This window comes from Ruegeria sp. CRTD044, assembly GCF_059613485.1.
The window spans coordinates 397,907-417,626 of sequence record NZ_JBXWSP010000004.1; the positions used below are offsets into that span (position 1 = coordinate 397,907).

At 61.7% G+C, this 19,720-nt stretch carries 25 protein-coding genes; 8 read left to right on the forward strand and 17 right to left on the reverse strand.

The window, feature by feature from the left end; all coding sequences use genetic code 11:
- Positions 1-66 precede the first annotated feature (66 nt).
- Positions 67-513, forward strand: coding sequence for a phasin family protein (locus AC2FNL_RS04890; RefSeq protein WP_005982142.1), 447 nt, complete (start codon positions 67-69; stop codon positions 511-513).
- A gap of 136 nt (positions 514-649) precedes the next feature.
- A complete protein-coding gene (phaR, locus tag AC2FNL_RS04895; RefSeq protein ID WP_170337829.1) occupies positions 650-1,204 on the forward strand; it encodes a polyhydroxyalkanoate synthesis repressor PhaR in 555 nt (184 codons plus the stop codon).
- 48 nt (positions 1,205-1,252) lie between these two features.
- On the opposite strand, the gene AC2FNL_RS04900 is transcribed toward phaR, so the two are convergent.
- The 7 genes from AC2FNL_RS04900 to AC2FNL_RS04930 all read right to left on the reverse strand — a co-directional run bounded on the left by AC2FNL_RS04900 (position 1,253) and on the right by AC2FNL_RS04930 (position 7,929).
- Complete coding sequence (locus AC2FNL_RS04900) at positions 1,253-2,467, reverse strand: DegT/DnrJ/EryC1/StrS family aminotransferase (RefSeq protein WP_496832709.1); 1,215 nt, start codon at positions 2,465-2,467, stop codon at positions 1,253-1,255.
- A 111-nt stretch (positions 2,468-2,578) separates the two neighbouring features.
- The gene (locus tag AC2FNL_RS04905; RefSeq protein WP_496832710.1) at positions 2,579-3,883 is read right to left on the reverse strand and encodes an NAD(P)/FAD-dependent oxidoreductase; all 1,305 of its coding nucleotides are present in this window, start codon (positions 3,881-3,883) and stop codon (positions 2,579-2,581) included.
- Between the two features lie 12 nt (positions 3,884-3,895).
- Positions 3,896-5,254, reverse strand: a complete 1,359-nt coding sequence (locus tag AC2FNL_RS04910; protein WP_005982147.1) for a glutamine synthetase family protein — start codon at positions 5,252-5,254, stop codon at positions 3,896-3,898.
- Positions 5,254-5,934: a type 1 glutamine amidotransferase gene (locus tag AC2FNL_RS04915; protein ID WP_496832711.1), complete on the reverse strand. Its 681-nt coding sequence runs from the start codon at positions 5,932-5,934 to the stop codon at positions 5,254-5,256. Before AC2FNL_RS04915 ends, AC2FNL_RS04910 begins: the two co-directional genes overlap by 1 nt.
- 58 nt (positions 5,935-5,992) lie before the next feature.
- A complete protein-coding gene (locus tag AC2FNL_RS04920; protein ID WP_496832712.1) occupies positions 5,993-7,312 on the reverse strand; it encodes a glutamine synthetase family protein in 1,320 nt (439 codons plus the stop codon).
- A gap of 70 nt (positions 7,313-7,382) precedes the next feature.
- Positions 7,383-7,601 (reverse strand): GDCCVxC domain-containing (seleno)protein, encoded by a 219-nt coding sequence (locus AC2FNL_RS04925; RefSeq protein ID WP_093962546.1) that lies wholly within the window; start codon positions 7,599-7,601, stop codon positions 7,383-7,385.
- A gap of 4 nt (positions 7,602-7,605) precedes the next feature.
- On the reverse strand, positions 7,606-7,929 hold the full coding sequence (locus AC2FNL_RS04930) for a hypothetical protein (protein ID WP_093962545.1): 324 nt from the start codon (positions 7,927-7,929) through the stop codon (positions 7,606-7,608).
- A gap of 98 nt (positions 7,930-8,027) precedes the next feature.
- Between AC2FNL_RS04930 and AC2FNL_RS04935 the strand changes: the two genes are divergently transcribed.
- A complete protein-coding gene (locus AC2FNL_RS04935) occupies positions 8,028-8,417 on the forward strand; it encodes a MerR family transcriptional regulator (protein ID WP_093962544.1) in 390 nt (129 codons plus the stop codon).
- A gap of 11 nt (positions 8,418-8,428) precedes the next feature.
- On the opposite strand, the gene AC2FNL_RS04940 is transcribed toward AC2FNL_RS04935, so the two are convergent.
- From AC2FNL_RS04940 to secG, 10 genes are all read right to left on the reverse strand, one after another.
- Positions 8,429-9,235, reverse strand: coding sequence for an ABC transporter permease (locus AC2FNL_RS04940; RefSeq protein ID WP_496832713.1), 807 nt, complete (start codon positions 9,233-9,235; stop codon positions 8,429-8,431).
- On the reverse strand, positions 9,232-10,119 hold the full coding sequence (locus tag AC2FNL_RS04945) for an ABC transporter permease (RefSeq protein ID WP_170370745.1): 888 nt from the start codon (positions 10,117-10,119) through the stop codon (positions 9,232-9,234). The genes AC2FNL_RS04940 and AC2FNL_RS04945 overlap by 4 nt, the downstream gene beginning before the upstream one ends.
- Positions 10,120-10,199: 80 nt before the next feature.
- The gene (locus AC2FNL_RS04950; protein ID WP_093962541.1) at positions 10,200-10,949 is read right to left on the reverse strand and encodes a transporter substrate-binding domain-containing protein; all 750 of its coding nucleotides are present in this window, start codon (positions 10,947-10,949) and stop codon (positions 10,200-10,202) included.
- 32 nt (positions 10,950-10,981) lie between these two features.
- A complete protein-coding gene (locus AC2FNL_RS04955; protein WP_093962540.1) occupies positions 10,982-11,758 on the reverse strand; it encodes an ABC transporter ATP-binding protein in 777 nt (258 codons plus the stop codon).
- Between the two features lie 128 nt (positions 11,759-11,886).
- Positions 11,887-12,630: a phosphate/phosphite/phosphonate ABC transporter substrate-binding protein gene (locus AC2FNL_RS04960; RefSeq protein WP_496832937.1), complete on the reverse strand. Its 744-nt coding sequence runs from the start codon at positions 12,628-12,630 to the stop codon at positions 11,887-11,889.
- Positions 12,631-12,635: 5 nt separating this feature from the next.
- On the reverse strand, positions 12,636-13,073 hold the full coding sequence (locus tag AC2FNL_RS04965) for a tellurite resistance TerB family protein (protein ID WP_093962539.1): 438 nt from the start codon (positions 13,071-13,073) through the stop codon (positions 12,636-12,638).
- A 20-nt stretch (positions 13,074-13,093) separates the two neighbouring features.
- Positions 13,094-13,543, reverse strand: a complete 450-nt coding sequence (locus AC2FNL_RS04970; RefSeq protein WP_093963012.1) for a tellurite resistance TerB family protein — start codon at positions 13,541-13,543, stop codon at positions 13,094-13,096.
- Positions 13,544-13,582: 39 nt separating this feature from the next.
- Positions 13,583-13,876: a DUF1330 domain-containing protein gene (locus AC2FNL_RS04975; RefSeq protein WP_170363112.1), complete on the reverse strand. Its 294-nt coding sequence runs from the start codon at positions 13,874-13,876 to the stop codon at positions 13,583-13,585.
- 80 nt (positions 13,877-13,956) lie between these two features.
- A complete protein-coding gene (gene pyrG / locus AC2FNL_RS04980) occupies positions 13,957-15,600 on the reverse strand; it encodes a CTP synthase (protein ID WP_093963011.1) in 1,644 nt (547 codons plus the stop codon).
- Positions 15,601-15,760: 160 nt separating this feature from the next.
- Entirely contained in the window at positions 15,761-16,126 is a 366-nt protein-coding gene (gene secG, locus AC2FNL_RS04985; RefSeq protein WP_496832714.1) for a preprotein translocase subunit SecG, read from the reverse strand.
- Positions 16,127-16,276: 150 nt separating this feature from the next.
- Here secG and nthA point away from each other — a divergent pair, with 150 nt between their 5' ends.
- The 5 genes from nthA to AC2FNL_RS05010 all read left to right on the forward strand — a co-directional run bounded on the left by nthA (position 16,277) and on the right by AC2FNL_RS05010 (position 19,644).
- Positions 16,277-16,891, forward strand: coding sequence for a nitrile hydratase subunit alpha (nthA, locus tag AC2FNL_RS04990; RefSeq protein WP_496832715.1), 615 nt, complete (start codon positions 16,277-16,279; stop codon positions 16,889-16,891).
- Positions 16,888-17,565: a nitrile hydratase subunit beta gene (nthB, locus tag AC2FNL_RS04995; protein WP_496832716.1), complete on the forward strand. Its 678-nt coding sequence runs from the start codon at positions 16,888-16,890 to the stop codon at positions 17,563-17,565. Before nthA ends, nthB begins: the two co-directional genes overlap by 4 nt.
- The gene (locus AC2FNL_RS05000) at positions 17,562-17,888 is read left to right on the forward strand and encodes a nitrile hydratase accessory protein (protein WP_496832717.1); all 327 of its coding nucleotides are present in this window, start codon (positions 17,562-17,564) and stop codon (positions 17,886-17,888) included. Before nthB ends, AC2FNL_RS05000 begins: the two co-directional genes overlap by 4 nt.
- Positions 17,889-18,106: 218 nt before the next feature.
- On the forward strand, positions 18,107-19,402 hold the full coding sequence (locus AC2FNL_RS05005) for an adenylosuccinate synthase (protein ID WP_170337852.1): 1,296 nt from the start codon (positions 18,107-18,109) through the stop codon (positions 19,400-19,402).
- Complete coding sequence (locus AC2FNL_RS05010; RefSeq protein ID WP_093962533.1) at positions 19,402-19,644, forward strand: DUF2842 domain-containing protein; 243 nt, start codon at positions 19,402-19,404, stop codon at positions 19,642-19,644. Before AC2FNL_RS05005 ends, AC2FNL_RS05010 begins: the two co-directional genes overlap by 1 nt.
- The last annotated feature ends 76 nt before the right edge of the window (positions 19,645-19,720 follow it).

Sequence of the window (19,720 nt, forward strand, 5' to 3'; positions counted from 1 at the left end):
CAATCATATTGTCCTCAAGCTGATGAAACCCGGGGTGGGCCCGGACCGGCTGAAAGGATTAGGACAATGGCAAAGACCCAAGACTTCACCGCGACCCTGAAAGAAATGATGGGTGCGTTCCCGGTGGACACCACCGCAATGGAAAACGCGTTCAAATCGACCGCGACCCTGAACGAGAAACTGTCCGGCGTTGCGCTGGAAGCCGCCGAGAAGTCGGCCGAGATCTCGAGCAAGTGGACCAAGGACACGCTGGCCAAGCTGGCCGAGATGTCGAAAGCAAAAGCCGAGCCGGCCGACTATGCGAAGGCGATGACCGATTTCGCAAGCGCTTCGGCTGAAGTTGCTGCCGAAAACATGGCTGCTTTCGCTGAAATCGCCAAGAAAGTTCAGTCGGAAACCGTCGAACTGCTGATGGCTGCTGGCAAAGAAGCTGCGGAAGAAACCACCGCGGCCGTCAAGAAAGCCACCAACGAAGTGACCGCTGCTGCCAAGAAAGCAACGGCTGCCAAGTAAGCAAGATCCGCGAAACGCACCCATCCCTCCCAAATTGGTGCAATCGCTAAGGGCAGGTCCATTGGCCTGCCCTTTCTTTTTGTTCTGCAGTCGCATAACCTCTGCTGCAACGCATCATCCTTGGGGAGGGTAAACGGTGTCGGACAAAGATAAACCTCTGCTGATCAAGCGGTATGCCAGCCGTCGGCTGTATAACACCGAGACCAGCGACTACGTCACGCTCGAGGACATCGCTGGGTTCATCCGCGACGGGCGCGAGGTTCAGATTATCGACCTGAAAACCGGCGACGACCTGACACGACAGTATCTGCTTCAAATCATTGCCGAACATGAAAGCCGAGGCGAAAACGTTCTGCCTGTGAACGTGCTGAATGACCTTGTGCGCAGCTACATGGTGCCGGGCGGGGGCATGATGCCGCAATTCCTGCAATCCAGCTTTGAGATGCTGCGCGAAAGCCAGGCCAAGATGATGGAAAACATGAGTGCGATGAACCCCATGAGCAGCATGCCCGGGTTCGAAGCAATGCAGGCGCAGCAGCAGGCGTTCCTGAAGGCCATGACAGGCGGGCTGTCGGGCAATTGGTCCGGGCCGGACAAGGACGAAGAAGGCAAGTCCGAATCCAAAGAAGACCTGGACGACATCAAGAAACAACTGGCCGAGTTGCAGCAGAAGCTTTCCAAGCTCAGCTGATACCAGACAGGCCCGGACAACCCGGGCCTTTTCTTTCTTGTGTTGGGGTCAGGTGCCGAAGGCCACTTCGGGCGCGGTAACCTCGCCGACCGAGGCCAGGATGATGTCAGCGATTACATCCAGTTCCGCGCGGGTCAGGCGCACCGGCAGGCGCACGTCACAGGCCGACATCAGCATTGCGCGCGTTCGAGGCAGCTCGACCTGCTCTGGCAGAAACTGCCAGTTCCAGAAGGCGCGGGCGTTGTCCTCGCTCAGACCAAAGACCTGCACCTTGACGCCACGGCCCTCGGAGGCCGCGGCAAATGCCTTGATCTGGTCTTTGTTTAGATCGACCAGGTTGAACTGGATCGAGTCCGGCGCACGTCGTTCCGGTGTCAGCGGGTCGGGTACGTGGATGTGCGGTGAGCTGTTCAGGCGCTGCGCGACATAATCGTGGTTGGCCAGCCCGTCGCGCACCCGCCGCGCCAGTTCAGGCAGTTGGGGGCGGATCACCGCAGCGCTGAGGTTGCTCATACGCAGATTGTAAAGCGGCAGCTTGTTCTGCCATCGCGCAAAAGCTTGCTCCAGATCAGGTGTATTCTGGCCGTGCGGGCCTTTGTGTTTCTTCCAGTTGTGCTCGTAGGCGCCCGACATGATCACAGCGCGGGCGACCAGGTCGGGGTCGTCGGTGACAAGGATGCCCCCTTCACCCGCGTTGATCATCTTGTAGGACTGGAACGAGAAACAGCCCACCATGCCGATGGTGCCGATGTTGCGGCCATGCCAGGTGGTGCCCAGCGAATGGGCCGCGTCCTCGATCACCGGGATGTCGTGCGCGTCGCACAGCGCCATGATCGCATCCATGTCCGAGGTATGGCCGCGCATGTGGCTGATGATCACCGCCTGAACGCCGTCGAGCTTGGTCGCGAAATCGTCAATGTCGATGCGGTAATTGTCGCCCACCTCACACAGGACCGGAACGCAGTCGGCATGCACCACCGACGAAGGCACCGCCGCAAAAGTAAAGCCCGGGATCAGCACCCGCGCGTCCCGCGGCAGCCCCAGCGCCTTGAGCGACAGGAACAGAGCCGCCGAACAGGACGACACCGCCAGAGCGTATTTGCTGCCCAGCAACTCGGCGAACTCTGCCTCAAGCAAAGCAACCGGCGCGTCCTGCGGCGCGGTATAGCGGAACAGGTCCCCGGATTGCATCAGGGACTCGATCGCGTCTTTGGCGGCGGTAGGGATGGGTTCGGCGTCATGGACGTTGGGTGGCAGCGTCATATTTGATAATCCCAAATTCTATGTTTGGAAAAGATAAAATGAAAAGCTGAGCAAACCAAGTCTTCATTCGCCTGTTGGGCGAAATTTCACCGAACTGTCACAAGTCTCGGGTCAAAGGCCCAGCCGATCACGCATGGCATACCATGTCATTGCCAACACCAGCAGAGGGTTGCGCAGGGCTGAGCCTCCAGGAAAGGGCAGAGTGGGCACGCGGGCCATCGTGTCGAACCCTTCGGCCTGACCCTGGATGGCCAGCGCCATCAACTGTCCGGCATGGGTTGCAGTGCCGACCCCATGCCCGGAATAGCCCGAGGCCGACAGGATGTTCGGCGCCAGGCGTGTCAGGTAGGGCATTCGCCGCATGGTGATGGCCAGCGTGCCGCCCCAGGCATAGCCGATCCGCACGTCGCGCAGATGCGGAAAGATCTCGGTCATCGGTTTGCGGACCTTGGTGGCGATGTCGGACGGAAAACGATAGCCATAGCTCTCGCCACCGCCGAACAACAGCCGCCCATCGGCGCTGAGGCGGAAATAGTTCACCACGAATTTCGTGTCGGCAACCGCCACGTCCTGCGTCAGAACCTTTGCGGCCTCGGCGCCCAGCGGCTCGGTCGCGGCGATGAAATTGTTGATCGGCATGACCCGCGCCGCGACCTTGCGGTTCAGGTTGCCCAGATAGCCATTGCAGGCCAGAACCAGATGGTCGGCCGTGACCGAACCATGTTCAGTGCGAACGGTGACGCGTGGGCCTTCCTCGACGCCCAGAACCTCGGTGTTTTCGTGCAGCGTCAGGCCGGCGGCCAAGGCGGCCTCGGCCAGGCCAAGCGCATAGTTCAACGGGTGCAGATGGGCCGCGCCCATGTCCAGATAGCCGCCTGCATAGGCCGGCGAGGGGCAAAGCGCGCGCCCGGCTTCGGCATCCAGCAGCTCGAGCTGGTCATAGCCGTAGGCGGTTTTCAGGTGCTTGGCGTGGGCATGCAATTCGGCGCGTTCGCCGTCGTTGAAGCCCAGCGTGGCGATGCCCGGTTTCAGGTCGCAATCGATGCCGTGGCGTTCGATCAGGGATTTGACCAGTGCTTTGGCGTCTTCGGCCAGATCCCACAGCTTGGCCGCGTCGTCGCGCCCGACCAGCTTTTCCAGGTCTTCCTGATCAATGCGCTGCGCGCTGCCCAGTTGCCCGCCATTGCGCCCCGAGGCGCCGAAACCCACGCGGTGCGCCTCAAGCAGGACCACGCTGAACCCGGCCTCGGCCAGATGCAGCGCGGTGGAAAGACCCGTGTACCCTCCACCCACGACGCAAATGTCGGCGGTGACATCGCCGCGCAAAGGCTTGGTCGGGGTTCGCGGGTGCGCGGTGGTGGCATACCAGCTGGGCGGGTAGGTGCCGCGTTTGTCATTGCTGTACAGCAGGTTCATGGCGCACATGGCTCAGACGTTCAGCAGCAGGTGTTCACGCTCCCACGGCGAAATCACCTGCAGGAATTCCTCGTACTCGGCGCGTTTGACGATGCTGTAGACGCGGGCGAACTCGGGGCCCAGAACCTGATGCAAGGCGTCGGCCTCGTCGAACAGATCCAGCGCGTTGCCCATGACCTGCGGGATGTCGCCGTCACCTTCGTAAGCGTCGCCATAGAACTGACGGCGCGGCCGGTCCTGATTGACCAGACCAAGATAGCCGCAGGCCAGCGACACGGCGATGCCCAGATAGGGGTTGCAATCCATCCCGGCGATGCGGTTTTCCACACGGCGGCTGTCGGGACCCGACAGCGGCACCCGGATCCCCGTGGTACGGTTGTCGCGCGCCCATTCCAGGTTGATCGGGGCGGCATGGTCCTTGACGTAGCGCCGGTACGAGTTGACGTACGGCGCCATCACTGCCAGCCCGGCGGGCAGGTGCAGCTGCAGACCGGCGATGAAGTTGTAGAACGCGTCCGTCTCGCCGCCCTGAGGCCCCGAGAACAGGTTCTTGCCCGTCTCCATGTCGATGATCGAGTGATGGATGTGCATGGCCGATCCCGGCTCGTCCTCGATCGGTTTGGCCATGAAGGTGGCAAAGCAGTTGTGACGCAGCGCGGCCTCGCGGATCAGGCGTTTGAAATAGAACACCTCGTCAGCCAGCTTGACCGGATCGCCATGGCGCAGGTTGATCTCAAGCTGACCGGCGCCGCCCTCCTGGGTGATGCCGTCGATCTCGAACCCTTGCGCCTCAGCGAAATCATAGATGTCGTCGATAACCGGGCCGAATTCATCCACGGCGGTCATGGAATAGGCCTGCCGGGCCGCCGCCGGACGGCCCGAGCGGCCCATCATCGGCTCGATCCCCTTGGCGGGGTCCACGTTGCGGGCGACCAGAAAGAACTCCATCTCGGGCGCGACAACCGGTTTCCACCCTTTGTCCTTGTACAGCTGGACCACGCGTTTCAGCACGTTGCGCGGGCTGAACGGAATCGGATCACCGTCCCGGTCGTAGGCGTCATGGATCACCTGAAGGGTCCAGTCACCGGTCCACGGTGCCGCCGAGGCCGTGCTGAAATCGGGCTTGAGGATCATATCGCGTTCGATGAACCCATCCTCGCCCGCGGCCTCACCCCAGTCACCAGTGATGGTTTGGTAGAAGATGCTGTCGGGTAGATGGAAATAGGCCTGCTTGGCGAATTTCGATGCCGGAACCGCCTTGCCGCGGGCAATCCCCGGCAGGTCCGAGATGATGCACTCGACCTCGTCCAGCCGGTGCCCTTCGATGTAATCCCGTGCTGCTTGTGGAAGTTGGTCTGTCCAGTCGGCCATCAGGCCCTCTCTTTCTTCAGGAACTCTGCCATGAAACGCCCGATATTGGCGTTGTCATCCGGAGCGTTCCATCGGGTTTTTGCGTCGTCCATCAGGGCGTCGGGCACCACGCCTTTACCGCGTGTCTCCATGAGGCCCTGAATGAAATCGTTGGAATATTCGGGATGTGCCTGCACCGTCCAGATCGTGTCCCCGTAGGCAACCATCGCGTTCTTGCAGAACGCGTTGCTACCCAATAGCTGGGCGCTGTCGGGCAAGGCCGTCACCTGATCCTGGTGCCACGCGTTCAACGACACCTTGCGCCCGTCATAGTCATACTCCGTGCGTCCGATCGCCCAACCCTTGTCGAACTTTTCAACCTTGCCGCCCAACGCCTGAGCGATGATCTGGTGGCCGAAACAGACCCCGATCAACGGTTTCCGTGCCGCTTGGATCTCGCGGATCAGTTGCTCAAGCTTGGGGATCCACGGATGATCTTCGTAGGCGCCATGCCGCGAGCCGGTAATCACCCATCCATCGCAGTCGCTTGCGCTGTCGGGGAACACATCATCCACCACCGCATAGGTCACGAACTCGAAATCGTTGCCGTCCAGAAGCTGTTGAAACATCAGGTCGTAGTCGCCGAACGATCGTTCCAGCGGTTCGGGCGCGTGGCCGGTCTGCAGTATGCCGATTTTCATGAGTCACCAAATTTGATCAAATTCAATCTACCCGAGTCTCGATCCACGGGCAAGAGGATCATACGGACTCCAGATAGCTCAGCCAGTGACTGTCGGGGTCCATGTCGGCAAAGCGTGCGGATTCCTGCCTTTTGGTCATCACCATGTTGCGGATCAGATCCCCAGAGAAGATACGCGCGATGATCGGGTCCGTCTCGAACGCCGAAATGGCCGAATCCCAGTCCCCCGCCAATTGCGGAAGCCCTTCGATCTCGTAGGCGTTGCCGGTGATCGGGGCGGGGGGCTGCAGGCCGTCCTCGATGCCGATCAGAGCCGCGCCCAGAACCGCGGCCAGCATCAGATAGGGGTTGATGTCGCCGCCGGCCACACGGTGCTCGATCCGGCGGGCGGCGGGCGCACCGCCCGGAATGCGGATTGCGGCGGTCCGGTTTTCATAGGCCCAGGCCGCGCCTGTGGGGGCATGGGCTCCGGGTACGAGCCGCGTGTACGAATTGCCATGCGGAGCAAAGATCAGGGTGCTGCCGGGCATGGCGGTCAGACAGCCGGCGACGGCAGAGCGCAGGATTTCGGTCCCTTCACGCCCGCCATTGTCAAAGACGTTGCGGCCCTGGCCATCCAGCACCGAGAAATGCACATGCATCCCGTTCCCCGCATCATCAGCATAGGGTTTGGCCATGAAGGTTGCGGTAAAGCCGTGCTTGCGGGCCAGCCCACGGGTCAATGCCTTGAAAAGCCACGTATCATCGGCGCAGCGCATGGCGTCCTGATGGTTCAGGTTGATCTCGAACTGGCCGATGCCGCTTTCGGAAATTGCCGTCTGGGCGGGAATCCCCATTTCGGCGCACCCGTCATAGAGCTCGGTGAAGAAGGCGTCGAAGGCGTCCATTTCGGCCATCGACAACACCGCCTCGCCGCGCAGCCGACGACCGGTAACCGGGTTATGCGGGGGCTTTGGTTGCGCGTCCGAGGAATCAAGTAGGGTGAATTCTAGTTCGGTCGCGGCAACAACTTTCCATCCGCGCTTGGCATAGCGTGACAGGACCGCGGCCAGCGCATGGCGGGGATCGCCGGCAAAGGGTGTGCCGTGATCGTCGTACAGGCACATCGGCACCAGCGCCGTGGGTGTGGTCAGCCAGGGCATCGACACCGGGCCGCGCTCGGTCGGGCGCAGCACTCCATCGGCGTCGCCGGTTTCGAACACCAGTGGGCTGCCCTCGATATCGGCGCCCCACAGATCGACGTTCAGCGCCGAAAACGGCATGCGCACCGCGCCGCTGTCCAGCTTGTCGGCGTAAGATGGGGGCACGCGTTTGCCGCGCATCTGGCCGTTCAGATCACAGGCGGCGACGCGAAAAGTGTGCAGGGCGGCAAGGTCCATCTGGGGCTCCGTCGGTATGTCGCGGCAAACCTAGTCGAGCTTTTGGGTGTTGTCACGATATTTGATCAAATTATCCGCAGCAGCTGTTCCCCTGCTGAATGGGCGGGCAGGCCACGGTTCCGTACGAGCAATAGACACAGCAATCGCCCGGCTTTGGTTTCAGTACTGTGTGGCAGGCACTGCATTCATAGAACCATTGGCAGGCGTCGGTGGGCATGGTCTCGGTCTGGGCGTGGCCGCAGGCGGGGCAGGTCAGGATGCTTTCAAGCGTTACGGTCGTGTCTGTCATGGTCTCACATCTGCTGGATCAGAAATTCGTTGATGCGGGCCTCGTTGTACACGAAGACCCAGGCGAGGGCGGTCATCGCGGTGCTGGCCGCCAGAACCCATTTCAGATGGCGCACGGCATTGCGCCGAAAGGCCACGAGCCACGCCACCGCGACCAGTGCCGTCGAAGCCGCCAGAACATAGTAGCTGAGCGCCGCGATCTGGCCAAAGACGGCCAGCCAACTGCCGCCAAGACCCAGCAACATCATCGTCATCGGCAGCACGCAGCATGCGCCCACACCCAGGGCCGACAGGGATCCGGCAAAGCTGAGGCCGAGAAATCCGCGCATTTTGTTCCTCCGTCATCCAGGGGCCGCGGCATTGCCGCAGCGTGTGGGCAGAGGTATAAATCCTGTAGCCACTACAGGATCAAGCGAAACGAGGTCACATGATTGCGATCGGCGAAGCGGCCCGTCAAAGCGGCGTAGGGATCGAGGCCATCCGGTATTACGAGCGCGAAGGCATCGTGCCGCGCCCGGCGCGGGCGGCCAACAATCGGCGGCTGTATTCCGCGCAGGATGTGGGACGGTTGCGGTTTCTGAAACGCTGCCGTGACCTGGGGTTTTCACTGGGCGATGCAAAGGCCCTGCTGGACCTGTCCGAGGGCTGCGCGGCCGATTGTGCCGAGGTCAGCGCATTGGCCCAACGTCACATGGAGAGCGTCCGCCGCAAGATTGCCGAGCTGCAACGGCTAGAGGCCGCCCTGGGCGAGCTGACGGCAAATTGCGCCGAAGGGTCGGTGGACTGCCCGATGCTGGGCCGGTTGCGGATGGCCTGAGCCCCGGCGCCTCAGCGCGCCAGGTTCAGGCGGAACCGCATCTTGGCCTTGCGCCCCACCGGCAGGTGCCGGTTCAGCCGCTTGTTGATCAGGCCGAACACGCCCACGATCACCAGCGTCAGCAGGATGAAATAGAACGCCAGGATCGGGTAGGGGACGAACGGGTTGAACGTCTTGTCGGCGAAATAGCTGGCATAGTACAGCGCGTCCCCGCGTTGTTGCCAGGCCGGGAAGGCCGAGAAGAAGACCAGCGTGGTGGCATGGAACAGGAAAATCGCCTCGTTCGTGTAGGCGGGCCAGGCCAACCGCAGCATGGTGGGCCACACGATCCGGCGGAAGCGGGACCAGCCGGACATGCCATAGGCATCGGCGGCCTCGATATCTCCCTTGGGGATCGACCGCAGCGCGCCATAGAAGATCTCGCCCGAATAGGCGGCGGTGTTCAGGAACAGCACGATCAGCGCCCCCAGCCAGGCCGAGGTGAAGGCGTCGAACATCGGGTAGGTCTTCTTGAGCGACAGGAACAGGAAGTACGCAAAGAAGAACTGGATGAACAGTGGTGAGCCGCGGAAGATGAAGATGAACCACTCGGACGGTTTGCGCAGCCACTTGCGGCTGGACGCCTTGCCCAGGGCCACGGCCGTGGCCAGGAAGAACCCGGTGGCCAGAGCCATCACGCCGAAATAGATGTTCCAGATCATCCCTGAACCGATCAGGGTGAACTGTTCGCACAGGGTGAAATCGCTGCGCGGCAGCAGGCGCTCGCCAAACCCGATCGAGCGCAGGCCGTAGTCGTGGATGGTCTGCAGGCAGCTCATGCGGTGGTCTCCTTGCGCAGCAACTCTCCACCCGATGTGGCCTGGCCATGCGACAGGCGGCGCATCAGCCGTTCGAGGCCGATCTCGGAAACGCGGGTCATGCCAAGGTAGAAAATCAGCAGGAACAGGAAGTACCACATGCGCCAGTCGCCATGCGGATAGGCGGTGAATTTCGAGGTCTTGGTGCCGCCCAGCTCGCGCGCCCAATAGACGATGTCTTCGACCCCCAGCAGGAACAGCAGGGGCGTGGCCTTGATCAGCACCATCCACAGGTTCGACAGGCCCGGCAGGGCATAGACCCACATCTGCGGCACGAGAATGCGCCAGAAGGTCTGGCGGCGGGTCATGCCATAGGCCTCGGCGGTTTCAAGCTGCGCCAGCGGCACGGCGCGCATACCGCCGAACAGCACGTTGGCGGCGAAGGCGCCGAACACGATCGAGAAAGTGATGACCGCCAGGAAAAAGCCGTAGGTTTCGTGCACCCATTCCGGTGCGGTGCCCAGCGGCAGCTTGGCGGCGGGGCAGACGAGGAAGTCGTTGCCCTGGCGGATCGGATCGGTCCAGTCGGGACACAGCACCTGATGCCGCATCCACTCGAACCCCTGGTCCAAGGCGATCACGAAGAACAGGAAAAACGCAATGTCGGGCACACCGCGCACGATGGCGATATAGGCCTTGCCCAGCCAGCCCAGCGGCGGGATATGCGATCGCGCCGCCATCGCCCCCGCAAAGCCGAAGGCCAACGCCACCGGGGCCGTCACCGCCAGCAAGGCCAGAACCTTGATGAACGACAGGTAGAACGACCAGTGCACGCCGTTGGTCAGATAGCATGAAAACCAGCGGAACGTGCCGAGCGTGTCGGGATCAGCGCAGTAGGAAAACATGGGGCGTCTTTCGAACGTCGGGTCCGGCGCGGGCCGGGATGGGTTCGGCGCGCGTGGCGCCGAACCGCAGGACCGGATGCTTAGTTGGTGACGACCGAGCCGTCAGGTGCGTAGGTGGCGGTGTCTTCACCAAACCACTTTTTCAGCATCTCGTTCAGGGTGCCGTCCTCTTTCATCGAGGTGATGGCGGCATCGAACTTGCCGCGCAGTTCGGCATCGCTTTCGCGCAGGCCCATGCCGACGCCACCGCCCAGCGGGACCGGATCGCCGACAAAGACCAGTTCGCCATTCGATTCCTCGACCAGCGGCACCAGGTAGTCGCGGTCGGCCAGAACGGCATCAGCCTCACCGTTGCGCACGGCGGCGATGGTTTCCTCGGGCGTTGCGAATTCAACCAGAGTTGCGCCCGACTCGGCCACGTGGCCAGCCTGGATGGTGGCGGTCTGTGCGGCGACGACGCCGCCGGTCACGTCAGCATCAGCCGAGGTTGCGACATAGGCCGAAGCGGTCGGCGGATAGTAGTCCTGGGTGAAGTCGATGACCTCATCACGCTCGGCCGTGATCGACATGCCCGCGATGATGGTGTCGTAGTTGCCCGAGACCAGGTTCGGAATGATCGAATCCCAGTCGTTCTTGACCCATTCGCATTCCAGCTGGGCGCGTTTGCACAGCTCGTCGCCGACCTCACGCTCGAAGCCGTCGATCTCGCCGGCGTCGTTGATGAAGTTGTACGGAGGATAGGCGCCCTCGGTGCCCATGCGGACCGTGTCGGCCATGGCCATACCAGCGCCAAGCGCCAGCGCTGCAGTGGTCAGAATCAGGTTTTTCATTGGTAACTCCCCTGTTTGGTTCTGTCCTGATTTTACGCCGCCTTTGTGGCGGAGAGAAAGCCCCGAAGCCTTTCGGATTCGGCAGCAGTGAAAATATCTTCGGGCGAGCCTTCTTCTTCAATCAGGCCCTGGTGCAGAAACACCACGTGGCTTGAGATGTCGGCCGCCATCTGCATGTCGTGCGTGACGATGATCATGGTGCGGCCTTCGGCGGCCAGATCCTTGATCACCTTGATCACTTCCTGTTCCAGCTCGGGATCGAGCGCCGAGGTCGGCTCGTCGAACAGCAGCGCCTCGGGCTCCATGCACAGGCCGCGCGCGATCGCGGCGCGCTGTTGCTGGCCGCCCGACAACTGTGCCGGATAGGCGTCGCATTTGTCGCCGATGCCAACCTTGTCCAGGTATTTGCGAGCGCTGTCCTCGACCTCGTGCCGGTCACGGCCCAGCACGGTAATCGGGGCCTCCATCACGTTCTGCAAGATGGTCATGTGGGCCCAAAGGTTAAACTGCTGGAACACCATCGACAGGTTGGTACGGATGCGCAGCACCTGCTTTGGATCGGCGGGGCGGCGGTGATCGCGAGTTCCGGTCCAGCGCACCGGCTCGCCCTTGAACAAGATTTCGCCCTCCTGGCTGTCTTCCAGCAGGTTGCAGCAGCGCAGCAGGGTGGATTTGCCCGACCCGGATGATCCGATCAGCGACACCACGTCGCCGCGATGGGCGGTGATGTCCACTCCTTTGAGGACTTCGAGATTGCCAAAGCTTTTGTGCAGGTTCTTGATCTCGATGACGGGAGTGCTGTCTGTCACGGGTCGTCCTGGTCTTGTTGATTGCATTGGTGCGGTACTAGGGCCGAAAAACAAGAGCAATGCAATGCGCAAATGACAAGTTCAAGTCCTGAAACCTCCGATTCGGCCACGGTCAGTGGTCAAATTGGTCAGCTTTCGGGCAGCAACGCCGCAGGCGATGGCGGGTTGGGAACGGCCAGGTAGAGATCGGCGGCAATGTCGATCAACCCGCGGATGTGCAGCGCTGCGCGATCAGCCGGGGAAAGGTCTGAGATCGCGGCGCGAACCGCGGCGGCGACCGGGGACGGATCGCGCGCGATCGCAGTGATGTAGGGCAACGCCGGGGTTGGGCGCGTGCTTTCCACCGGGCGCAGGCGCTGGCCCAGATCGGTATGCTCTTGCAGCAGCACCCATGTAAGTGCGTCCAACGATGCGAAATCGGCGTGGCCGTCGGCCACCGCATGCGCCGACAGAGCGTGTCCGCCGGTTTCCAGCAGGCGTAACGGCGTAAGGCCCAGTTCGGACAGATGCGTGACCGGCGCGGCCCAGCCCGATTGGGACAGCGCCTCGTTATAGGCAAAAATGCCCAGCGCCAGTTCAGGCAGATCGCGCGCGTCATCGGCGCGGGCCACGAAAACCGAGCAGTAGTGTCCCGGCGGACAGCCCGGCAGGTCATAATCTGGAGTGCCAACCAGGTGCACCTTGCCGTGCAGGCGCGTGCGATAAGGCATACCGCAGGTCTGGGCAAAGACCAGGCTCGGATCCTGCCAGATGTCCCAGAAATCACGATCGCGGTTCAAATGGTTCGGACCTTCGCCCAAATGTGCGCGAATCAAACTCCAAAAGCGATCGTTGGCAGGTTGCAAAGCGGGCAAGTCGTACATGCCCAGCATCGCCGTCACGATTTGGCGGCCTTCTGCCGGGCTAGGGCTGAATCCACGTCGCTGACGCCCAGAAGGCTGACGACCAGTCGCAGCAGCGAGTCCTCGTCCTGCGAGCGCTGACCGTCGGCCAGCGCCACCGACCACAGCGCCTGAACCACGCCAAGGCGATGGTCGTACGGCACCGCATCCTTGATAGCCCGGGTAAAGCGGACGGTATCAGGGGCCTCGGCCTCGAGGTCTTCGGCCTGGGCACGCAGCCCTGCGGCCTCGAACGGCGAAAGGCCATAGCGCTCGGCCAGAACCTTGTCGATGCGCGACATCTCGGTATCGGCATAGTCATCGTCGGACCGGGCAAGGCGAACCAGCAGAGCGGCCAAGGCCAGCCGGGCGTCGTCATCGGTCAGTGGGTCGGGCTGCGGCTGGGTCAGCCGGGACAGAAAGGCGTTGAACATGGCCTAGATATAGCGGCCACTCAGTCCGCGTCCAAGCGGCTTTGCACCCGTTCGCGCGCGGCCTGGCTGTCATTGTAGCTGAGGCCCATGGCGATACGCGCTTCTTCGACGATCTTGATCTCGCCCTCGTCCGAATTGCCGTCGGCCAGCACAACCTCCCAAAGGGCCTCCATCGCGGCCAGACGTTCATGCAAATCCGTCGTTTCGCGGATCAGTTTGCCGAAGGTATCCGTGTCGGGGGCTGCGGCGTGCAGCTTCTCGCAGGTGGCGCGGACCTTGGCGGCCTCGATCGCGTTGTGCTGATAGAGCCGTGCCAGGATGCGGTCGATCAGGCTGATTTCCTCGATCTTGTAGTCGCGGTCGGCCTGCGCGACACGCACCAGCAAGGCGCCAAGCGCCAGTTCCGCATCAGGGTCCGGCAGCGTGGTCTGCTGAGGAGGGCGCAAAGCCTGCAGGAAGTTCTTTAGCAGTGGCATTGGGGAATCCGTATTTCTGTCACCGTGTCCGTGCTAGGCGTCATACCCTTCGATGATCACCAAATCACCGGATGAAACAGGATCGCGCAAGGCTTTAGCCTTTTGGTACAAATCGCTTTCATAGCAGGCTAGGGCGGCCTCGTAGCTGGGAAATTCGATAACGACGGTTCGCGCCCGCGCCGCGCCTTCCCTCACCTGCCGATCTCCACCGCGCACCAGAAATCGGGCACCGTATTCGGCAAAAGCTTCGCCATTGGCAGCGATGTAGGTCTTGTAGGTCTCCATGTCGTCTACATCGACATGGGCCACCCAATATCCTTTGCTCACGCGGTCTGCTCCTTCTGCCCGTTCCGGCTCAAACTGAACCGGAACGCTTTGCAAAGCAAGACCAAGCCGTACAGTCCGCCTCAGACCAGACGTGACGTGTCCTTGGCCGCGCGCACGAAGTCGCGGAACAACGGGTGCGGATCGAAAGGTTTGGATTTCAGTTCCGGGTGGTACTGCACACCGATGAACCACGGGTGGTCTGACCATTCGACGATCTCGGGCAGGCGTCCATCGGGTGACATACCCGAGAAATTCAGGCCTGCTTTCTCAAGCTGTTCGCGATACTTGGTGTCCACCTCATAGCGGTGGCGGTGCCGTTCTTCGATCTGGGTGCTGCCATAGACCTCGGCCACTTTCGAGCCTTCGGTCAGAACCGCGTTGTAGGCACCCAGACGCATGGTGCCGCCCTTGTCGTCACCAACCTTGCGTTCGATCTTGGCGTTGCCCTGAACCCATTCCTTGAGGTGATAGACTACCGGTTCAAAGCGTTTTTTGCCGGCCTCGTGGTCGAATTCCTCGGACCCCGCGCCGGAGATGCCGGCCACGTTGCGCGCGGCTTCGATCACTGCCATCTGCATGCCCAGACAGATGCCCAGATACGGCACCTTGTGTTCGCGGGCATATTGCGCGGCCTTGATCTTGCCTTCGGTGCCGCGCTCTCCAAAACCGCCGGGAACGAGGATGGCGTGGAACCCTTCCAGATGCGGGCCGGGGTCTTCGGTGTCGAAGATCTCGGCATCGACCCACTCAACCTTGACCCGGACGCGATTGGCCATGCCGCCATGGGTCAGCGCCTCGGCGATGGACTTATAGGCGTCTTCCAGCTGGGTGTACTTTCCGACGATCGCGACCTTCACTTCGCCCTCGGCGTTGTGGATGCGGTCGCTGACGTCTTCCCACTTCGACAGGTCGGGCTTGGGCGCCGGGCTGATCTGGAATGCGTCGAGCACAGCCTGATCGAGACCTTCGCGGTGATAGGCCAGCGGCGCGTCGTAAATGGTCGACAGATCCTGCGCGGCGATTACCGCGTCGGGGCGCACGTTGCAGAACAGGGCCAGCTTTTCGCGCTCTTTCTGCGGGATCGGTCCTTCGGAACGGCAGACCAGGATGTCGGGTGCCAAGCCGATCGAGCGCAGTTCCTTGACCGAGTGCTGGGTGGGCTTGGTCTTCAGCTCGCCAGAGGCCTTGATGTAAGGCAGCAAGGTCAGGTGCATGAAAATGCACTGGCCGCGCGGCTTGTCCTGGCTGAACTGGCGAATGGCTTCAAAGAAGGGCAGGCCTTCGATGTCGCCCACGGTGCCGCCGATCTCGCACAGCATGAAATCGACCTCATCCTCGCCGATGGCGATGAAGTCCTTGATCTCGTTGGTTACGTGCGGGATCACCTGAATGGTCTTGCCCAGATAGTCGCCGCGGCGTTCCTTTTCCAGAACGTTCGAATAGATCCGCCCCGAACTGACCGAGTCGGTCTTTCGTGCGGCAACACCCGTGAAGCGTTCGTAGTGTCCCAGGTCCAAGTCGGTCTCGGCCCCGTCGTCGGTGACGAAGACTTCACCGTGTTCGAACGGCGACATCGTGCCAGGATCGACATTCAGGTAGGGATCCAGCTTGCGCAGCCGAACCGAGTATCCCCGAGCCTGCAGAAGCGAACCCAGAGCAGCGGACGCCAGCCCTTTGCCCAAGGATGAAACAACACCACCAGTGATGAAAATAAATCGCGCCATGTTTCTTCGGCTGCCCCCGTGAGACGTCAACATCAACTGCCCGGCGGTTCGAAAAAACCGCAGCATCACGGGACTTCACGTATAAAGGATTCGCGCAAAAAGCGCAAGAGAACCGCAAGATGCTGTTGTGGTTCTCTTTCTGATTTCTAGGTTTTGTGGATCAGTCGGCCTGTGGGATCAGCGGCGCGTTGTCGCCCTGCGGCGGCGGCAGCAGGTCCTCGGCCGAGGGAACAGCAGGTGTGCTCTCTTCGGTCGCGTCCTGAGCCGGAACGCCAAGCCGATCGATGACCGAGCTTCCAGCCGATTTTTCTGCGGCAAGAATCGTCAGCGTGATCGAGGTAACGATGAAGCAGGCTGCAAGGATCCAAGTCACCTTCGCCAGTGCCGTCGTTGCCGAACGTCCTGCAATGGCGCCACCGCCGCCGCCACCCATGCCCAGGCCACCGCCTTCGGACCGCTGCAGCAGAACAACGGCGATCAGGCCCAAAGCCAAAAGAAGGTGGATGATGAGAACGACGTTTTCCATGGTGTTCCTGTGCGGCGTGGCGTGTATCGCCGGGTACTTAAGCAAGTTTGAGGCCGGGGGCAAGCCACGAGTTGCCATCACCGCCGGGGATTGTGCCGAACAGGCCAAATGGGGCTGGACACACGGCGGTGCCTGGCTCAGGCTGCGGCCATGCCACATGACTATCACGACCACCCGCACGCGTTGCTGCCCCCGGACCCCGCTTTGCGCGTCAAAGCGCTTGAGACGATCCTGACCCGCAAGGGATTGATCGACCCGGCCGCTCTGGACGAGATCATCGACACCTATCAGAACCGGATCGGTCCGCAGAACGGTGCGAAGGTTGTCGCCAAAGCCTGGTCTGACCCGGAGTTCAAACGCGCCCTGCTGGACGATGCCACGCCTGTGCTCTCTGAGATGGGGTTTTATGGCCGGCAGGGCGAACATATGGTCGTGGTCGAGAATACTCCCCAGACGCACAACATGGTCGTTTGCACCTTGTGCAGCTGTTACCCATGGCCGCTGTTGGGCATCCCCCCGGGCTGGTACAAATCTGACGCTTACCGCGCCCGTGCCGTGCGCGAGCCGCGCCGCGTCCTGGCTGAGTTCGGAGTTGAACTGCCCGAAGGTACAGCGGTTCGTGTCTGGGATTCGACCGCCGAAATACGGTATCTGGTTTTGCCCATGCGCCCGGAAGGCACTGACGATCTGAGCGAAGGGGACCTCGCCGCGCTGGTCACGCGCGACAGTATGATCGGTACGGGTTTGCCGAAGGTGCCAGCATGACCCGTGTCCACGACATGGGCGGGCGGTTCGGCGACGGGCCGGTGCGCCCCGAGCCTGAAGACGCGCCGGTTTTTGCCGAAGACTGGCACGCGCGGGCCCTTGCCGTGACACTGGCTGCGGGCGCGTTGGGCCAATGGAACATCGACACGTCGCGCCATGCGCGGGAAAGGCTGTCCCCCAAGGACTATGCCCGGTTCAGCTATTACGAGAAATGGATTTCGGCCCTGGCCGACCTTTTGGTCGAGACCGGAGTTCTGCGGATCGAGGATCTGCGCGGGCAGGGCGTTGACGAGCCACATCCGCTTGCTCCGCGAAAACTGCCGGCAGATGCGGTGGCCAGAGTTCTGGCCAAAGGCGGACCGGCCGATCGCCCGTCGAATACCCCTGTCGCTTTTGAGGTCGGCCAGACCGTTCGCACGCTGCGCCCTTCTGCCAATCGTCTTGTTGACGGGGGACACACGCGGCTGCCCGCTTACGGAGCGGGCGCGACCGGACGAATTTTGCGGTTTCACGGCACACATGTCTTGCCGGACGCCAGCGCGCATGGCCTGGGTGAAGCGCCCGAGCCGCTTTATGCCGTTGCTTTTCCCGCGTCAGAACTGTGGGCCGATCCCGAACACCCGGATGACGAGGTGATTCTGGATCTCTGGCAAAGCTATCTGGAAACCGCATGAGCATCTGTCCCGATCACAATGCCCCAAGTCCGGTTTTTGAGAACCCCTGGCACGCTCAGGTGTTTGCGGTGACGGTGGCGTTGAACGAAGCCGGTCGGATTTCCTGGACCGATTGGGCCGCCCGGTTCTCCGAGACGTTGCGGCGCCACGGGCTGAACCGCGACCTGGACGGGGGCGATGACTATTTCATGGCCTGGCTCGAAACGCTCGAGTCGGTTTTGGCAGAGCAGGAAACGGCATTGCCCGAAGAAGTCCACGAAATGCGCGCAGCTTGGGAGGAGGCGTATCTAAAGACGCCTCACGGAATGCCGGTACGCCTGTAGCGCAAGTTGGCTTTCAAGGTGCTGCCCGTTCCGGGGGGTATCCCGGCATCTTTTAAGCCAAATGAACAGCGGCGCGGACTCCGTCCGGTGGCCATGATCCCCGACAACAGCATTGCGCGTCGGCGCGATTGGTGGCTGCGGCGAATTACCGGTTTCCCTGTTGCCTGCGCCCCGCTATATGAGCCGGGTTTGGTAACTCAGCGCAAAAAGGACCGGATATGGCCAATGTGGTTGTTGTCGGCGCCCAATGGGGTGACGAAGGAAAAGGCAAGATCGTCGACTGGCTCAGCGAGCGGGCAGACGTGATCGCGCGTTTTCAGGGCGGGCACAACGCCGGGCATACGCTGGTCATCGATGGCGAGGTCTACAAACTGCATGCACTGCCGTCTGGTGTGGTGCGTGGTGGCAAGCTGAGCGTGATCGGCAACGGCGTTGTCCTGGATCCCTGGCATCTGCTGAAAGAGATCGAAACGATCCGTGCGCAAGGCGTCGAGATTACGCCTGAAACGCTGATGATCGCCGAAAACACACCCTTGATCCTACCGATCCACGGCGAGTTGGACCGCGCGCGCGAGGAAGCAGCGAGCAAGGGTACCAAGATTGGCACGACCGGACGCGGGATCGGCCCGGCCTATGAAGACAAGGTTGGTCGCCGTTCGGTGCGTGTGGCCGATCTGGCGGATGAGGCGACTCTCGAGGCTCGGGTCGATAGGGCGTTGCAACACCACGACCCGCTGCGCAAGGGTTTGGGTATCGACGCCGTGGATCGTGACGCACTGATCGCCCAATTGAAGGAGATCGCTCCGCAGATCCTGCCTTTTGCGGCTCCCGTCTGGAAGGTGCTGAACGAAAAGCGCAAAGCGGGCAAGCGCATCCTGTTCGAAGGCGCTCAGGGTGCCTTGCTGGATATCGATTTCGGCACGTATCCGTTTGTGACCTCTTCGAATGTGATTGCAGGGCAGGCGGCGACGGGCGTGGGGATCGGTCCGGGGTCGATCGACTTCGTTCTGGGTATCGTGAAGGCCTACACCACCCGTGTTGGCGAAGGCCCGTTCCCGACCGAACTGCACGACGCCGACGGACAGCGACTGGGAGAGCGCGGACATGAATTCGGCACCACGACAGGCCGCAAGCGGCGCTGCGGCTGGTTCGACGCCTGCCTCGTGCGGCAAACCTGCGCCACAAGCGGCGTCAACGGAATTTCCCTGACCAAGCTCGATGTTCTGGACGGGTTCGAGACGCTGAAAATCTGTGTCGCTTACGAACTGGACGGTAAGCGTTTGGACTATTTGCCCACGGCTGCAGATCAGCAGGCGCGGTGCACGCCGATCTATGAAGAAATGCCGGGCTGGAGCGAGTCCACCGAGGGCGCGCGCAGCTGGGCAGATTTGCCGGCAAACGCCATCAAATATGTCCGCCGGGTGGAAGAACTGATCGAATGCCCGGTGGCGCTGCTGTCTACCAGCCCGGAGCGGGACGACACCATCCTGGTGACCGACCCGTTTGCCGACTGATGGCAGGCGCGGACAAACCCGGCCTCAGCTACAAGGCCCGCAGACGGTGGTCGCTGGTTCTGTTGCTGGTGGGGCTGCCGCTGTACATTGTGGCAGTGGTCACCATCGTGAACTGGCTGGACCGACCATCGATCCTGGTCGAACTGCTGGTCTATGTGGTTTTGGGTGTTCTGTGGGCGCTGCCATTCAAATTTGTGTTTCGTGGCGTTGGCAAAGAAGACCCGGATCAAGATCAGCAATAGGCCAGACCGTTGTAAGAAACCTGCCAACTTGACAGGCTTGTCCGAAAAACAGTTTCGGTAAGCACAATTCGGCAGG

What these genes read in the sequence shown, in the direction of transcription:
- nthA (WP_496832715.1), top strand. Translation starts at nt 16,277, where the DNA reads ATGCCACATGACTATCACGACCACCCGCACGCGTTGCTGCCCCCGGAC.
- AC2FNL_RS04905 (WP_496832710.1), bottom strand. Translation starts at nt 3,883, where the DNA reads ATGAACCTGCTGTACAGCAATGACAAACGCGGCACCTACCCGCCCAGC.
- AC2FNL_RS05010 (WP_093962533.1), top strand. Translation starts at nt 19,402, where the DNA reads ATGGCAGGCGCGGACAAACCCGGCCTCAGCTACAAGGCCCGCAGACGG.
- AC2FNL_RS04950 (WP_093962541.1), bottom strand. Translation starts at nt 10,949, where the DNA reads ATGAAAAACCTGATTCTGACCACTGCAGCGCTGGCGCTTGGCGCTGGT.
- AC2FNL_RS05000 (WP_496832717.1), top strand. Translation starts at nt 17,562, where the DNA reads ATGAGCATCTGTCCCGATCACAATGCCCCAAGTCCGGTTTTTGAGAAC.
- AC2FNL_RS04900 (WP_496832709.1), bottom strand. Translation starts at nt 2,467, where the DNA reads ATGACGCTGCCACCCAACGTCCATGACGCCGAACCCATCCCTACCGCC.
- AC2FNL_RS04910 (WP_005982147.1), bottom strand. Translation starts at nt 5,254, where the DNA reads ATGGCCGACTGGACAGACCAACTTCCACAAGCAGCACGGGATTACATC.
- pyrG (WP_093963011.1), bottom strand. Translation starts at nt 15,600, where the DNA reads ATGGCGCGATTTATTTTCATCACTGGTGGTGTTGTTTCATCCTTGGGC.
- AC2FNL_RS04960 (WP_496832937.1), bottom strand. Translation starts at nt 12,630, where the DNA reads ATGCTGGGCATGTACGACTTGCCCGCTTTGCAACCTGCCAACGATCGC.
- secG (WP_496832714.1), bottom strand. Translation starts at nt 16,126, where the DNA reads ATGGAAAACGTCGTTCTCATCATCCACCTTCTTTTGGCTTTGGGCCTG.
- AC2FNL_RS04925 (WP_093962546.1), bottom strand. Translation starts at nt 7,601, where the DNA reads ATGACAGACACGACCGTAACGCTTGAAAGCATCCTGACCTGCCCCGCC.
- AC2FNL_RS04940 (WP_496832713.1), bottom strand. Translation starts at nt 9,235, where the DNA reads ATGAGCTGCCTGCAGACCATCCACGACTACGGCCTGCGCTCGATCGGG.
- AC2FNL_RS04945 (WP_170370745.1), bottom strand. Translation starts at nt 10,119, where the DNA reads ATGTTTTCCTACTGCGCTGATCCCGACACGCTCGGCACGTTCCGCTGG.
- nthB (WP_496832716.1), top strand. Translation starts at nt 16,888, where the DNA reads ATGACCCGTGTCCACGACATGGGCGGGCGGTTCGGCGACGGGCCGGTG.
- AC2FNL_RS04930 (WP_093962545.1), bottom strand. Translation starts at nt 7,929, where the DNA reads ATGCGCGGATTTCTCGGCCTCAGCTTTGCCGGATCCCTGTCGGCCCTG.
- AC2FNL_RS04935 (WP_093962544.1), top strand. Translation starts at nt 8,028, where the DNA reads ATGATTGCGATCGGCGAAGCGGCCCGTCAAAGCGGCGTAGGGATCGAG.
- AC2FNL_RS04965 (WP_093962539.1), bottom strand. Translation starts at nt 13,073, where the DNA reads ATGTTCAACGCCTTTCTGTCCCGGCTGACCCAGCCGCAGCCCGACCCA.
- AC2FNL_RS05005 (WP_170337852.1), top strand. Translation starts at nt 18,107, where the DNA reads ATGGCCAATGTGGTTGTTGTCGGCGCCCAATGGGGTGACGAAGGAAAA.
- AC2FNL_RS04920 (WP_496832712.1), bottom strand. Translation starts at nt 7,312, where the DNA reads ATGGACCTTGCCGCCCTGCACACTTTTCGCGTCGCCGCCTGTGATCTG.
- AC2FNL_RS04890 (WP_005982142.1), top strand. Translation starts at nt 67, where the DNA reads ATGGCAAAGACCCAAGACTTCACCGCGACCCTGAAAGAAATGATGGGT.
- AC2FNL_RS04915 (WP_496832711.1), bottom strand. Translation starts at nt 5,934, where the DNA reads ATGAAAATCGGCATACTGCAGACCGGCCACGCGCCCGAACCGCTGGAA.